Annotated in this window: 14 protein-coding genes and 1 riboswitch; of the genes, 7 read left to right on the top strand and 7 right to left on the bottom strand. The window is 68.0% G+C overall.

Translation table 11 applies throughout. The annotated features are described in order from the left end of the window. Nucleotides 1-2: 2 nt before the first annotated feature. Entirely contained in the window at nt 3-1,010 is a 1,008-nt protein-coding gene (locus AC069H_RS32250; RefSeq protein ID WP_478234824.1) for a DUF222 domain-containing protein, read from the bottom strand. Between the two features lie 88 nt (nt 1,011-1,098). After that, nucleotides 1,099-1,740, bottom strand: coding sequence for a GNAT family N-acetyltransferase (locus tag AC069H_RS32245; RefSeq protein WP_478225506.1), 642 nt, complete (start codon nt 1,738-1,740; stop codon nt 1,099-1,101). A gap of 40 nt (nt 1,741-1,780) precedes the next feature. Between AC069H_RS32245 and rsmA the strand changes: the two genes are divergently transcribed. The 5 genes from rsmA (at nt 1,781) to AC069H_RS32220 (ending at nt 8,845) form a co-directional block, all read left to right on the top strand. Beyond that, nucleotides 1,781-2,617, top strand: a complete 837-nt coding sequence (rsmA, locus tag AC069H_RS32240; RefSeq protein ID WP_478225507.1) for a 16S rRNA (adenine(1518)-N(6)/adenine(1519)-N(6))-dimethyltransferase RsmA — start codon at nt 1,781-1,783, stop codon at nt 2,615-2,617. Between the two features lie 247 nt (nt 2,618-2,864). Then, nucleotides 2,865-2,955: riboswitch (SAM riboswitch) on the top strand. A 212-nt stretch (nt 2,956-3,167) separates the two neighbouring features. After that, the gene (locus AC069H_RS32235; protein ID WP_478225508.1) at nt 3,168-4,178 is read left to right on the top strand and encodes a methionine ABC transporter ATP-binding protein; all 1,011 of its coding nucleotides are present in this window, start codon (nt 3,168-3,170) and stop codon (nt 4,176-4,178) included. A gap of 118 nt (nt 4,179-4,296) precedes the next feature. Further along, nucleotides 4,297-5,262 (top strand): 4-(cytidine 5'-diphospho)-2-C-methyl-D-erythritol kinase, encoded by a 966-nt coding sequence (locus AC069H_RS32230; RefSeq protein WP_007028772.1) that lies wholly within the window; start codon nt 4,297-4,299, stop codon nt 5,260-5,262. Nucleotides 5,263-5,329: 67 nt separating this feature from the next. Beyond that, nucleotides 5,330-7,102, top strand: coding sequence for an ABC-F family ATP-binding cassette domain-containing protein (locus tag AC069H_RS32225; protein WP_478225509.1), 1,773 nt, complete (start codon nt 5,330-5,332; stop codon nt 7,100-7,102). A gap of 51 nt (nt 7,103-7,153) precedes the next feature. Beyond that, nucleotides 7,154-8,845 (top strand): fatty acyl-AMP ligase, encoded by a 1,692-nt coding sequence (locus AC069H_RS32220; RefSeq protein WP_478225510.1) that lies wholly within the window; start codon nt 7,154-7,156, stop codon nt 8,843-8,845. A gap of 62 nt (nt 8,846-8,907) precedes the next feature. On the opposite strand, the gene AC069H_RS32215 is transcribed toward AC069H_RS32220, so the two are convergent. The 4 genes from AC069H_RS32215 to AC069H_RS32200 form a co-directional block, all read right to left on the bottom strand. After that, entirely contained in the window at nt 8,908-9,237 is a 330-nt protein-coding gene (locus AC069H_RS32215) for a DivIVA domain-containing protein (RefSeq protein ID WP_340687007.1), read from the bottom strand. Continuing rightward, a complete protein-coding gene (locus AC069H_RS32210) occupies nt 9,237-9,596 on the bottom strand; it encodes a DivIVA domain-containing protein (RefSeq protein WP_478234823.1) in 360 nt (119 codons plus the stop codon). Before AC069H_RS32210 ends, AC069H_RS32215 begins: the two co-directional genes overlap by 1 nt. A 158-nt stretch (nt 9,597-9,754) precedes the next feature. Beyond that, nucleotides 9,755-10,351, bottom strand: coding sequence for an aminoacyl-tRNA hydrolase (pth, locus tag AC069H_RS32205; RefSeq protein ID WP_340687009.1), 597 nt, complete (start codon nt 10,349-10,351; stop codon nt 9,755-9,757). Nucleotides 10,352-10,361: 10 nt separating this feature from the next. Then, nucleotides 10,362-10,967 carry a 50S ribosomal protein L25/general stress protein Ctc gene (locus AC069H_RS32200; RefSeq protein ID WP_340687010.1) on the bottom strand — a complete coding sequence of 202 codons (606 nt, stop codon included), beginning with the start codon at nt 10,965-10,967 and terminating at the stop codon, nt 10,362-10,364. Nucleotides 10,968-11,307: 340 nt separating this feature from the next. Here AC069H_RS32200 and AC069H_RS32195 point away from each other — a divergent pair, with 340 nt between their 5' ends. After that, the gene (locus AC069H_RS32195) at nt 11,308-12,429 is read left to right on the top strand and encodes a hypothetical protein (protein ID WP_478234822.1); all 1,122 of its coding nucleotides are present in this window, start codon (nt 11,308-11,310) and stop codon (nt 12,427-12,429) included. A 96-nt stretch (nt 12,430-12,525) separates the two neighbouring features. Beyond that, entirely contained in the window at nt 12,526-13,143 is a 618-nt protein-coding gene (locus AC069H_RS32190; protein WP_478225513.1) for an NAD(P)-dependent oxidoreductase, read from the top strand. Here the strand turns inward: AC069H_RS32190 and AC069H_RS32185 are convergent. Continuing rightward, nucleotides 13,137-14,012: a TIGR03621 family F420-dependent LLM class oxidoreductase gene (locus AC069H_RS32185; protein WP_478234821.1), complete on the bottom strand. Its 876-nt coding sequence runs from the start codon at nt 14,010-14,012 to the stop codon at nt 13,137-13,139. The two genes, AC069H_RS32190 and AC069H_RS32185, sit on opposite strands and share 7 nt — an antisense overlap. Nucleotides 14,013-14,018: the final 6 nt, after the last annotated feature.

Here is a 14,018-nt window from a genome sequence, read left to right as displayed (position 1 = left end):
CTTCAGGCCGTTAGGGGCTTCGGAGGCTGAGCCGGGTTCCCGGCTCGCGGTCTCGAGAGTCTCGCCCACCAGCGCGCGGGCCGTATATGTGCCACGTTCCTGGACGGTTCTCGAACACCTCCACCGCCGTGAGGCGGGCTTTGGCGGCCCTGAGGCGGCGCCTGGGCGGGCTTAGGACGGTTTGCCGACTCCTCGGCGGGCTCGGCAGCCGAGGACTGCTCGGCGACCTGCTCCGAGCTCTTCCGGGGCAAAGGGATGTCCGGGCCGGTTTCCGCGAGCTCGACGATCTCTGAGAACGCGTCGCCGCGTCTTTCAGCCGGCGAACGGTCGTCGGCTTCTCCATCGGGGACCGGATAGGCCCGTGGTACCAGGAGCGCGTTCAGGCGGGCGCCTGTCTCGGCATCGAGGTCGCCGCGCATGTCCCAGCGGCCGGTTCGTTTCTGGCGCAACCAGAAGTCGCTCCGCCGCCTTTGCGGAGCGGGGTCGTCTTTGGGTCCTCCATCCGGGTCCAGTTGTGCGAGCAGCTCTGTGCCCGCCACCGTGACGTCGCGCGGTCTCGCGACGCGGGCGAGCTCGACCAAGCCCTCCTCGGCCTCGAGGCGTGCGCTCGCGGTGACGTGCTCGGGCAGCCTCTTCATGACCGTGACGATCCGGTCGATGCTGGCCTCGGCCAGCGCGCCGGTGGTGGCCGCAGTACCGGTCAGGGGCGCGACGGGGTCGATCGACGTGCCGTCGCGCGCCCGTCTCGAATTGAGCGCCAGCGCTCTGCCGGTCACTCTCTGAGCCTCTGCTCGAGGTACCCGGGCCACATGCTCGTAGAAGACGGCGATCGAGTTGTGTCCGTAGAGCTCACGGACCCCACGTGACTCGATCTCGGCCAGGATCTGGCCGACTTCGGCGACAAGACGTCGCCCTTCGCGTAGCCGCGTCTGCAACTCGTCGAGAAGCAGGTCGGCGTCACCTTCCGGCAGGTTGAGCGGGAAGGCCTTGGGAATGTTTGTACTGGTCATCCCTCGATTGTCGAGGCAGATTCGAACGAATGCACGGTATCGATCGGGTGGATGATCATCACGCTCCGGCGGTGCGAACCTGCGCCGATCACCCTTGAGTGGGATGCGTGTCGCTTCGGAAAGCCATACGGATGGTGGGGTCGGATCCGGCCGGGCCCTTGCCCTGGCGATGCATCCGGGCCCACTCCTCGCGGAGCACCCCGTAGACGACGGAATCGTGGACGCCGCCGGACCAGCGCCGTGCGCGCCGGAACCGGCCTTCTTCGACGAACCCGAGCCGTCGCCCGACGGCGATCATTCCCGGGTTACCCGAGAACGTGGCGAAGTCCAGGCGGAGCGCGTCGGTGCGGGAGAACAAGTAGGTCGTCCACATGCGCAAGGCCTCGGTGCCGAACCCGCCGCCCCAATACCGCTCGTCGTAGATGACCAGCCCCATCCGCCGCCAGTCGGTCTGCCTGCTTTCCCAGTACCAGCTGACCCGCCCGATCAGCCTTCCGTCGCTCAGATCGCACACGGCGAGGCTGGTGCGGGGATCGGGCGGATCGGACTTGATCGTGGTGAGTTCGCGCGCCGTGGATTCGGCGGCGGCTGTGGTCGGGGTGCCGAAGTAGGGCCCGTTCGTTTCGTGCCAAGGCCGCGCGGGATCGAGTAAGTCGAGGAGCGGCCCGAGGTCGGACGGGCGCCATTCGCGCAGCCGGACTTTTTCCCCATCGAGTGCGACGTCGTCCACCGGCCAATCGTGGCTTACCGGACCTGGTTACGATCGTCGGGTGACTGAACTGCTCGGTCCTGCGGAAATCAGGGCGCTGGCGGCCGAGCTGGACGTACGTCCGACCAAGAAGCTCGGTCAGAACTTCGTGCACGATCCCAACACGGTGCGCCGCATCGTCGACCTTTCGGGGATCGGCGAAGGGGACGTCGTCCTGGAGGTCGGGCCGGGCCTCGGCTCGCTGACACTCGGGCTGCTCGCGACCGGCGCCGAGGTCGTCGCGGTTGAAATCGACCCTGTCCTGGCGGGGCGGCTGCCGAGCACCGTGGCAGAACGAGGCGGGGGCGAAAGGCTGACGGTCGTCGGCGCGGACGCGTTGCGGATCACCGCGGACGATCTGCCCGCGCGGCCGACGGCGCTCGTCGCGAACCTGCCGTACAACGTCGCCGTTCCCGTCGTGCTCCACCTGCTCGCCGAACTGCCGTCGCTGACCAGCGGTCTCGTAATGGTCCAGACCGAGGTCGCGGACAGGATGGCGGCGGGTCCGGGAAGCCGGACTTACGGCGTTCCCAGCGTCAAGCTCGCCTGGTACGGGAAGACGCGCAAGGTCGCCGCGGTGCCCCGGGCGGTGTTCTGGCCCGTTCCGAACGTCGACTCCGCCTTGGTCGCGTTCGAACGGGGCGACGTGGTGTCGTCCGTGGATCGGGAACGGCTGTTCGCGGTCGTCGACGCCGCCTTCTCGCAACGGCGGAAGACCTTGCGTGCCGCGTTGGCGTCGTGGGCCGGTTCCGCCGAACGCGCGGGGGAACTGCTCGAAAAGGCGGGTATCGACCCCAAGACTCGCGGGGAGCAGCTGGACGTTCATCAGTTCGCCCGGATCGCCGCGGCCGCCGGCTGACCACGTGTCGCAGGTGTGACCGGAGCCGCGCGAACGGCGGCAGGCCAAGGCCGCGCACCTGCGTGATTCCTCCTCTCGATTCGGCGTGGGCGGACCTCGTCTTAGCAGGCAGCGCGCCTGTCGTGACGTAGATACGCCTACTGGCGTCTCATAATATGGACTTACCATCCTGTATGATGGACGCGACCAGACGTGTGATCTGCGCCTACGCGCTTGCTTTCATCCAGTGGGATCGGTTTTACTCAATGAGCCATCCCGAGCGACTGAGAGACCTGGCTCGCCGAAGTCGCAGCAACCACCCTCCACAGGGCAGGTGCTACCGCCAGGACCGATGGAGGCTGTGCCTAATGAACAGGGTCACCCACCCGCTCCTGCTGACCAGGCGACGTGTCGTCGATGAAGGTCGCCGCACGGTAAGTGCGTGTCGACGCTCCACCGTTACTGCCTGAGTCCTTTCCCTTATCTCTGAATCCGTTCGTTTCCCGGACGGTTACTCGGTGACGGTTGGCGCGCTCGAAAGAAGCAGCGCCCCATGTGCATGGAGCCCTTCGTGATCACTGTCGAAAACCTGTCCAAGTCCTTTCCCCTCAACGGAAATCCCGTCGTCGCACTGCGCGATGTGAGCGTGGACATCCAAGCAGGCTCGCTGTTCGGGGTCGTCGGTCCGGCGGGCTCCGGCAAATCGACTCTCGCCCGGTGCATCGGTCTTCAGGAGCGTCCCGACCGCGGCGTCGTCCGTCTCGACGGCCTCAACACCGGGACACTCGACGGACGCCGGCTCCGCGAAATCCGGCGCCAGGTCGGAGTCGTGAGCACCAAGCCGGAATTGCTCGCCGAGCGCACCATCGCCGGCAACATCGCTTCGCCGCTCGAGCAGCTCGGCCTCGACGGGCCGCAGCGCCGCAACCGGGTCGGCAACCTGCTCGACCTGGTCGGGCTCACCCCCCGTGCGGGGCAGCGACCGGGCGACTTGTCCGCGGGGCAGCTGCGCCGCGTGGCCATCGCCAAGGCGCTGGCCGCCGGGCCGTCCGTGCTCCTGGCCGACGACCCGACCGCGGGCGTGCAGCCCGAGGAGTCCGGCGCGGTCCTGACCGTGCTCGACCGCGCGCGCGCCGAGCTCGGCGTCACCGTGCTGCTCACCACTCCCGACGCCGGCGTGGTCCGCCGTGTCTGCGACGACGTCGCGGTTCTGGAGGCCGGCGCGATCATCGAACGCGGAACCGTGCTCGACCTGGTCTCCGACCCGAACAGCCGGACCGCGCAGGCGCTGCTTCCCGCCATCGAAACCGGGCGGGCACAGGCCTCGAAGTACGACCGCGCGGTGGACGTCGTGCTCGTCGGCTTCGCCTCGGTCGGTGCGCTGCTGCCGGAGGCCGCCGGTCGCTTCGACGTCGAACTCGCCACCATCGGGGGCGGCCTGACCCGGATCGGCGACACGCCGGTCGGCCGGTTCCGCCTCGGGGTGCGTGGTGAGCGCGCGGACGCCGCGCTCGCCTGGATCGCCGAACGTGGCGGCCACGTGACCCACCCGGTCCGCGGGCCGCAGGGTGTCGCCGCCTGATTTCTCCGCGAACGGGCCGCTCAGACGAATTTCGTCCGGGCGGCCCGTTCGCGTCCGACCCGTCCGTTCTCTTTCTCCTGGTGACAGCGCAAGTGGAGCGGCCACGTAGGCTTGACGCGTGCTCGCCGTCGTACCGCCCCCAGTGACCGTCAGGGTTCCCGCCAAGGTCAACCTGCACCTGTCGGTCGGTGACGTACGCCCGGACGGTTACCACGAGCTGGTGACCGTGTTCCAGGCGCTTTCCCTGACCGACGAGGTGACCGTCGCGGTCACCGAGGACCCCGGCGTCGAGGTCTACGGCGAAGGTGAAGGTTCCGTACCGACAGGAGCCAACAACCTCGCCTGGAAGGCGGCGCAGGCGTTGGCGGCCCACGTCGGCAAGGCGGACGGCGAGTCCAAGGTCAGAGTCGTGTTGCGCAAAGGCATCCCGGTCGCGGGCGGGATGGCCGGTGGCAGTGCCGACGCGGCCGCGACGCTGGTGGGGCTCGCGTCGCTTTGGAAGCTCGACATCTCCCGGGACGAACTGGCGGGTATCGCCGCGAAGCTCGGTAGCGATGTACCTTTCGCGCTCTACGGCGGGACAGCGCTGGGCACCGGCCGAGGCGAGCAGCTGGTGCCTGTCTTGTCGAGGCACACCTTCCACTGGGTCCTGGCCTTCGACCAGCGTGGGCTTTCGACTCCACGGGTGTTCGGCGAGCTGGACAAGTTGCGTGAAGAGGGCAGCCCGCCGCGAATCGGCTCGCACACTCCGGTGGTGGAGGCGCTGGCATCCGGCGACCCGCGGCAGCTGGCGCTGCTTCTTGGCAATGACCTGCAGGCGGCCGCTGTCTCGTTGCGTCCGGGGCTGCGTCGCACATTGAGGGCGGGAGTCAACGCGGGGGCGCTCGCCGGCACCGTGTCCGGATCCGGGCCGACCTGTGCGTTCCTGTGCGCGGACGCCCAGTCGGCCGTCGAGGTGGCCGCGGAGCTGTCCGGCGCGGGTGTCTGTCGCACGGTGCGCGTCGCGCACGGGCCGGTCCCCGGAGCCCGGCTGGTCGGCGGAGACGACGCGCCGCGGCCGTCGCCGCCTCGGGTGCACGCATGAGGGTGTCCGAAATGGACACCGACTAATTCGTTGTGGTGCGAGCTTTTTGGAAAGGATCGGCTGAGGCATGGCCAACTTGGTCAACCTGGAGTCGGTGAGCAAGTCCTTCGGGGTGCGCCCGCTGCTCGACGGTGTTTCGCTCGGTGTGGCGGAGGGGCAGCGTATCGGTGTCGTCGGTCTCAACGGGGGCGGGAAGACGACGCTGCTGGAGGTCCTCGCGGGGATCAGCGAGCCGGACGCGGGACGTGTCAGTCAAGTCCGGGGCCTGCGGATGGCGGTGGTCACCCAGCGGACCGAACTTCCCGACGGCAGCACGGTCGGAGACGTCGTGCTGGAGCGCTACGGCGCGGAGCACGAGTGGGCCGCTGACGCGCGTGTCCGGTCCATTATGGATGGTTTGGGCATCACCGCTCTCGGTATCGAGAAGGCGACGGCGAACCTGTCAGGTGGCGAACGGCGCCGTGTCGCGTTGGCGGCCGCCCTCACCGGTGAACTGGACCTCGTCGTCCTCGACGAGCCCACCAACCACCTCGACGTGGAAGGTGTGCGCTGGCTCGCGGATCACCTGCTCAACCGCAAGATCGCGGTCGTGGTCGTCACCCACGACCGGTGGTTCCTCGACACGGTCGCGAGTGTGACCTGGGAGGTCGCCAACGGTCGCGTCGAGCAGTACGAAGGCGGATACGCTGACTGGATCTTCGCGCGGGCCGAGCGGGCGAGGCTTGCGGCGACGGCCGAGGAAAAGCGGCAGAACCTGGCACGTAAAGAGCTCGCATGGCTGCGTCGCGGTCCGCAGGCCAGGACGTCGAAGCCGCGATACCGCGTCGAGGCGGCGGAGGCGTTGATCTCCGACGTGCCGGAGCCGCGTGATTCGGTCGAGCTGCAGGCGTTCGCCCGCCGTCGGCTGGGGAAGACCGTGCTGGAGATCGAGGACGCCACGTTGACCGTCGGCGACCGCACTCTGCTCGATCACGTCACCTGGCGGATCGGGCCCGGCGATCGGATCGGCCTGGTCGGCGTCAACGGGTCCGGCAAGACGACGCTCCTCAAGCTGCTCGGCGGCGACAGGGAACCCGAGACGGGACGACGGATCCAGGGCAAGACGGTCAGCCTCGCGCATCTGCGCCAGGAGCTCGATGACCTGCCGGGCGATCTGCGCGTGCTGCAGGCGATCGAAGAGGTCTCCGGCCGGGTCGTGTTCGGCAAGCAGGAGCTGACCGCTTCCCAGCTGGCCGAAAAGCTGGGTTTCCCCGCCGCGAGGCAGTGGACGCCGGTCGAGGACCTTTCCGGTGGTGAACGGCGCCGTCTGCAGCTGTGCCGGCTCCTGATGGCCGAGCCCAACGTGCTGCTGCTCGACGAACCGACGAACGATCTCGACATCGACACCTTGCAGCAGCTCGAAGATCTGCTGGATTCCTGGCCGGGCAGCCTCGTCGTCGTTTCGCACGACCGATACCTGGTGGAACGCGTCTGCGACACGATCGTGGCCTTGTTCGGGGACGGGCAAGTGACCCACCTGCCGGGCGGGATCGAGGAGTACCTCGACCGTCGCGCCAAGAAACTCGAGAAGGCCGGCGGAGACCGAAAGAGCGGCAACGCGCAGGCCTCCGCGCCCAGGAAGAACGCCGCGGAACAGCGGGCGGCCCAGAAGGAGCTGTCCCGCCTCGAGCGCAAGCTCGACCAGCTGCACGCGAAGGAAGAGAAGCTGCATGCGGCGCTGCTCGCAGCGGCGACCGATCCGACGAAACTCATCGAGCTGAACACCGAATTGAAAGCCGTCGAAACGGAGAAGGAGGAGGTCGAGGCCCAGTGGCTCGAGACCTCCGAAGCGATCGAATGAGTTCGCTCGACGGCGAGCGGGCCGTTCAGCGCGGACAGTAGTGTGACGCGCATGAGTCGGTTCGTGGACACGCTCGTCGCCACCGCGGCGGGGCGAGGTCAGCAGCGGGGAATGGTCACCGGGGAGCCCAAGGAGCCGGTTCGGCGTACGTGGGCCGAGATTCACGAGCAGGCCAAGCGGGTCGCCGGGGGTCTGGTGGCGGCTGGGCTGGAACCCGGCAAAGCGGTCGCGGTACTGGCGGCGGCGCCGTCGCTGATCGCGCCGACGGTTCAGGCGGTCTGGCTCGCCGGCGGCAGCGTGACGATGCTGCACCAGCCGACGCAGCGCACAGACCTCGCCGAATGGGCCGAGGACACCGTTCGCGTGCTGCGGATGATCGGGTCCGGCCTGGTTCTGCTCGGTGAGCCGTTCGATCAGCTGGCGCCGGTGCTCACGGAGCACGGCATCGCCTTCCAGGTCATCGCCGAGCTGCTCGAGGCCGAACCGCTGCCGGAGCCCGTGCCGACAGCCGAATCGGACACGGCGCTCCTGCAGCTGACCAGCGGGTCGACGGCCGACCCGAAGGCCGTTCAGATCACCTACGGGAACCTGTATTCGAACGTCAAGGCGATGGTCGACCGGGCAGAGTTCGATTTCGACGTCGACGTGATGGTCTCGTGGCTGCCCACCTTCCACGACATGGGGATGGTCGGGTTCCTGACGGTGCCGATGACGTTCGGCGTCGAGCTCGTCAAGATCACGCCGCTGGAGTTCCTGTCGGGACCGTTGATCTGGCCGCAGCTGATCAGCAAGTACAACGGCACGACCACGGCCGCGCCGAACTTCGCGTACGCGATCGTGGGCAGGCGGATGGCCCGTGTCGAGGACGACGACGCGTACGACCTCTCGAAGCTCCGGATCGCGCTGAACGGCGCCGAGCCGATCGACGAAACAGCCGTGAAGACGTTCGTCGAGGCTGGGGCACGCTTCAAGATGCCCGCCGAATGCGTGTTCCCCGCGTACGGCATGGCGGAGGCGACTCTCGCGGTTTCGTTCGCGCCGTTGTTCACCGGCTTGACGCTGGACGTGGTCGAGGCCGACGCGCTCGAGGCGGACAACCGCGCGGTGCCGGTCCCCGAGGGTGACCCGCGCCGGGGGACCGACGAAGTCCGGTCGTTCGCGGTGCTCGGGCCGCCGCTCGACGGGCTCGAGGCCGAGATCGTCGACGACAAGGGAACGGTGCTCGGAGAACGCGAGGTCGGGGAGATCCGCCTGCGCGGCGAGGCCGTGACACCGGGGTACCTGACCATGGAAGGGCCTCTCGCGACGCAGGACGAGGACGGCTGGCTGCTCACCGGTGACCTCGGCTACCTGGTCGATGGCATGATCGTCATCTGCGGCCGTCGCAAGGACGTCATCATCATGGGCGGCCGGAACCTGTACCCGACCGATATCGAACGCGCGGCGACCTCGGTCGAGGGGGTCCGAGCGGGGAACGCCGTGGCCGTGCGGCTCGACGCCGGCAGCCGCCGTGAACGGTTCGCCGTCGTGGTCGAATCGAAACTCGCCGGGGATCCGGAAGCGGAGAAGGCGCTGGCGAAGGAGGTCGCGGCCAAGGTGCGCGGCGCCGTCGACATGCGGCCCTTCGCGGTCGTGGTGCTCCCGGCGGGAAGCCTGCCCAAGACGCCCTCGGGCAAGGTGAAGCGGGCCGCGACCGCCGTCCAGTTCGCGGACAAGATCGCCAAGAACGCGGCGACCAGCTGACACGAATAGGCCGGGTCCGCGAAGATCGCGGACCCGGCCCCCTTCGCTGCACCTCCCGGTGGTCAGCGGCGTCGCCAAGGTGGCTTGCGGGTATGGGTGTGCTCCAAGGCAGGCGCTATGTAGTAGCCGGCGGAATGGGACAGCCCGGCCAGTGTTCCCTCGACGTCTCGCAGGAACGCGTCGACGGCTGCCGGGTCGTAGCCTCGTTTCGACAGCGGGGCTTTGGCGAAAGCCACGTTGTGGACGTCTGAAACCGACAGGTCGTCATCGCCGTCGAGGGTCGCCGCGACCCGTTCGAGGAAGGCGTCGACCGCGGGTTCGTGATAGCCGCGGGCGCCGATCGGCGCCCGGTCGAACTGCCGGGTTCTGGCCTCGAAGGCGGTGACGGGCACTAGCGCTCCCGCAGGAACTCGACGGGGCCGCGGTCCGGGACGGCGCGTTCGGCGGTCGCTTCGTTCTCTTCGCGGGCGCCGGGCACACCGAGCGCGTGCTGGCCGGTCCGGTGAGCGAGCTGTGCTTCGACCTTGTCGAGGAAATCGTCGACTTCGCGTTCGTCATAGCCGCGCTTACCGATCAACGGACGCGAGAACATGACGTGGTGGACCTCGGCGGCCGTCAGGTCGTCCCGGTCCGAGATCGTGTCGGCGATCCGTTCCAGGAACGCGTCGACCTCGTGTTTGGCATATCCGCGTCGCCCGATCGGGGCGTTCGGGAAAGTGGCGCCGGTGATGTCTTCGGCCGTAAACGACATGAAACTCTCTCCGGTTTCGGTGGGGAATGCGATCTCCGCATTCCGTCCTAACGGGTTTGAGAGTTCCCCGGAAGAGCTCGCGCTACTCCACGACTCGATCAGGGCGTGGTGAAACGCCTTCGAGTGACGAGCTGTAACGCACTGCCATGTGAGCGGGTTCACCCAGCGTGGAAGGTGTTCTGGGCCGCGGCGAGACCGGTGCTGATGAGCGCTTCAACGGCGTCGGCGCAACGATCGATCTCGAAAGCGAGTTCTTTGCGTTCGACCGTCGAGAAGTCTTTCAGCACGAAATCCGCCGGATCCTGCCGACCCGGAGGGCGGCCGACACCGAACCGGACCCGGTAGTAGTCCTTCGTGCCCAGCGATTTGGTGATCGAGCGGAGACCGTTGTGGCCGTTGTCGCCGCCGCCCAGTTTCATCTTGAGCGCGCCGAAGTCGACGTCCAGCTCGTCGTGGACGACCACGACACCGGCCGGGGGGATCTTGTAGAACCGGGCCGCGCCCACGACGGGGCCGCCCGAGAGATTCATGTACGAGCGCGGCTTCGCCAGGACCACTCGCTGCCCGGCGAGCCTGCCTTCGAGGACCTCGGCACCGCTCTTGTGGGTCTTGAACTTGCCGCCGACGCGGCCGGCGAGTTCGTCGAGCACCATGAAGCCGACATTGTGCCTGTTGCCCGCGTATTGGGGGCCGGGATTGCCGAGGCCGACGAGCAGGATCTGCTCGCCGGCCCCGGGAAGTACTGCTTCGGTCACATCGGTGACTTTATTCGGCGTCCTCGGCGGTGGTCTCCGCAGCCTCGGCCTCGTCGCCCTCGAGCGAGGACTCGGACGGCGCCTCGTTGACGGCGACGACCAGCGCCTCGGGGTCGGTGACCAGGGTGGCGCCCTGCGGCAGGGTGACCTGCGAGGCGAGGATCTGGGTGCCGGCTTCGACGCCCTCGACCGAGAGCTCGACCTGCTCGGGGATGTGCAGCGCCTCGACCTCGATCTGGATGGTGTCGAGGTCGGTGGTGACCAGGGTGCCCGGGCCCGGGGTGCCGGTGACGACGACGGGGACGTCGACGGTGACCTTCTCGCCGCGGATGACGACCAGCAGGTCGACGTGCTCGATGTAGTTCTTCAGCGGGTGGACGACGATGGTCTTCGTCAGCGCCAGCTCGCTCTTGCCCTCGAGGTCGAGGGTGATGACGGCGTTGCTGCCGTTCTCACGCACGACGCGGGCGAACTCGATGGCGGGCAGGGCGTAGTGGCGCGGTTCCGAGCCGTGCCCGTACAGCACCGCGGGGATCTTGCCGGCGCGACGCGTGCGGCGCGCGGCACCCTTGCCGAATTCGGTGCGGGGCTCGACGGACAGGCGTACCTCGGACACGGTGTAGCACTCCTTCAATTCACCAACATGTTCAGCGAAAGCATGCTGAGGTGGGGATGGTTCGGGGCGGTTCTGGTGTTCGGCGGCGAATTCCACAGGCGTGCTCGACCGCGTGTGGCCACTCAAGCCGCCGCGTCGATCACGTCGGGCACCAGGTGCTCACGGAACCCGCCTCGCCGAGACCGGGAAAGTGTAGACCAACCGGTCGTGCGGGGGTCCCGGCGGGTGGCTCGTACAGGTGACAAGTCGGTGACAGCTGCTTCGCGAACCCGCGGATGCAGTGGTGCGCGACCCCTTTTCTAAGGTGTGATCTGCTCGCACGCGAGACTAAGGGGACGGGATGCCGGCACGACGGTCGAAGATCGGCGCGATCGCCGCCCTGTGCTGCCTCGTGGCCGGTTGCGACGTCGCGATCGACGGAGCGGCCGGGATCCCGTCCGCCGAGCAGCAGCGGGTGGATCGGCGCGCGGAGCAACGCGGCGCTGTCGAGAGCGCGCTGAAGGCGCTGGAGCAGGCTCCGGCCGTCGTGTACAAATCGACGATCAAGGACGCGTCGGGTCAGCCCGCGGAATTACAGTTCCGGATCACCCGGAACGGGAGCGCGCACGGCGCGCTGCCGGTCGACGGCCAGACCGTCCAGGTCATCTCCGCCGACAAGCAGCTGTACCTCTCGGCGACGCCGGAGTACTGGAAGGCGCACGGGCTCGGCGACAGCGACCAGTACGGCACCAACTGGGTCCGTACGGACAGCTCGGATCTGCCGGTGAACGCCGTCGAGGTGCTCAGCCCGCGCAAGGCCGCGTCGACGCTCAGGACCGCGGTGTCCGGGTTGAACCCGTTGACCGATCCGGTCCGTTCGAAGTTGCCCGACGGGACCGAGGTCTACGACGTCGGGAGCGGGCTCGGAGCACTGCGGGTGACCACCTCGGCGCCGCACCGTGTCGTCAGTTTCGCGCCTTCCCTCGTCGCCGCGGCGGGCGGCAAGACGCTCGGCGCCGAGATGCGGGTCGAGCCGCTCGCCGGGGATGCGCTCAAGAAGCTCCAGACCGATCTGGACGGCGCGATCGGCGGGATCGGGCAGCCGTTCGACGCGCTCACCCAGGTCAGGGTCAGCGTCGTCAACGACAAGCTGGACTGCACGGACTTCGTCGGGACCTGCCGGGCGACCATCGACGTCGCCAACTCCGTCATCGGCGGCGTGAGCGGGACGCCTGTGCACCTGAAGCTGACCGTCGACTTCACCGCGCAGTCCCTCGGCGCGCAGAGCTGCACGGCGGACGCCGACGCGGCGCCGGACACCACGACGAGCATGAGCTGCGAGGTCAAGTTCAAACTGCCGAATCGGAACGCCAGCTATCAGGTGCAGGCGAAGCCGTCGGCCAAAGGTGAGGTCCGGGCTCCGGTCGACGTCAACGGTGTTCGCGAAAAGCTCAAGTCCGAGTTCGCCACGCTGGGCGGCTGACCTGCACGCTCACCTCGGGGTGCGTTGCATACGTTGAAGTAGCCGAACTCGCGTTCTTAGCATCGGCGTGGTCGCCGATGAAAAGGGAGAAACGCGATGGCGAAGTTGGTTGTGTTCGGAGGAACCGGGTACGCGGGCGGGAAGATCGCCGCGGAGGCCCGCGGCCGCGGTCACGACGTCTTGGTGGTGTCCAGGAACGCCGAAGGCGAGGGGACCAGGGCGGGCTCGCTCTACGACGAGGGCTTCTTGGCCGATGTCGCCAAGGGCGCCGATGTCCTGGTCATCGCGGTTCACGGGCAGAGTGGTCTGCTCGACGCGGTGCCCTCGATCGCTCAGGTCGCGAAGGACAACGGCGCGCGGATCGGCGTGGTCGGCGGGGCGGGCAGCCTGCACGTGGCCGAGGGCGGGCCGCGACTGATCGACACCCCCGAGTTCCCGGACGAGTACAAGGGTGAAGCGGGTGCGCACGCCGAGGTTCTCGAAGCGTTCCGGAAGCTTCCCGAGGATGTCGACTGGTTCTACGTCAGCCCGGCCGCGGAGTTCGGCGCGTGGGCCGAGGGCGAGCGGACCGGCGAGTTCCGGCTCGGCGGCGACGTGCTCCTGACCGACGAGAACGGCGGTTCGAAGATCGGCGGCGCCGACTACGCGATCGCGTTCGTCGATGAGATCGACAAGCCGGAACACCGCCGTCAGCGTTTCTGCGTCGCTTACTGACCGGACAGTTCCCGCACGACCGGCGCGAACGTTTCCAGCATCGGTTCGAACACCGTGATGTAGGAGAAGCCGTACCGTTCGCGACGCTCCTGGAGCTGCCGGACCATCTCGTCGGTGGTCCCGAACAGCAATTGGGGCGTTTCGAGCAGGGCGTCGACGTCGAGGCCGTCCTGGTCCTTGACTTCTTCACGCCAGGCCTCGGCGGCCGCGCGCCGGTCGTCCGCGACGACGACCCGCTGGACGAGCATGTTCAGTTCGGGATCGCGGCCGTTCGCGTGTGAACGGAAGAAGGCGACGCGTTCGTCCATGCGCTCGGCGTCGTCGAGCCGGAACGTGCCCGGCGGTTTCCCTGGTGCTTGACGAAGGCCCGCGAAGCCGGCGATGTCGGCTTCGCGGGCGGCGAGGGAGAGCACGCCGTCGCTGTTGCCCGCGATGAGCAGCGGGGGAGGCGTGATTCCTTCGGCGGCGAAGTGTTCACGCAGTTGGTCAAGGCTCTTGGCGAGGTACTCGATACGTTCCTTGGCCGGGGTCCACGGCAGGCATGCTTCGTCGAACTCCGATTTCATGTGGCCGGAGCCGAGCCCGAGGTCCAGCCGGTCGCCCGTCATCTTCACCGTGGTGACGACTTCGCGTGCGAAGAGCGCGGCGTTGTAGAAGGCCATATTGGAAACAAGAGTGCCGACGCGGGGCCGCTGGGTCACCGCGGCGGCCATGGTCAGCGCCGGGAAAGGCGCGTTCCGTCCTGGGCCGAGATGATCGGGCACGGAGATGACGTCGTATCCGAGGGCCTCGACGCGGCGGCACTTCGCGACCCAGTCTTCATGATTCTCGGCGCCCCAAAGGTTCACGCCGAACTTGAATTTCCCCATGTACGG

The sequence above is a fragment of the Amycolatopsis sp. NPDC043887 genome (assembly GCF_056435665.1).
Note: the sequence above shows the minus strand (reverse complement) of the source record. Positions and strands in the feature narration are given on the sequence as shown.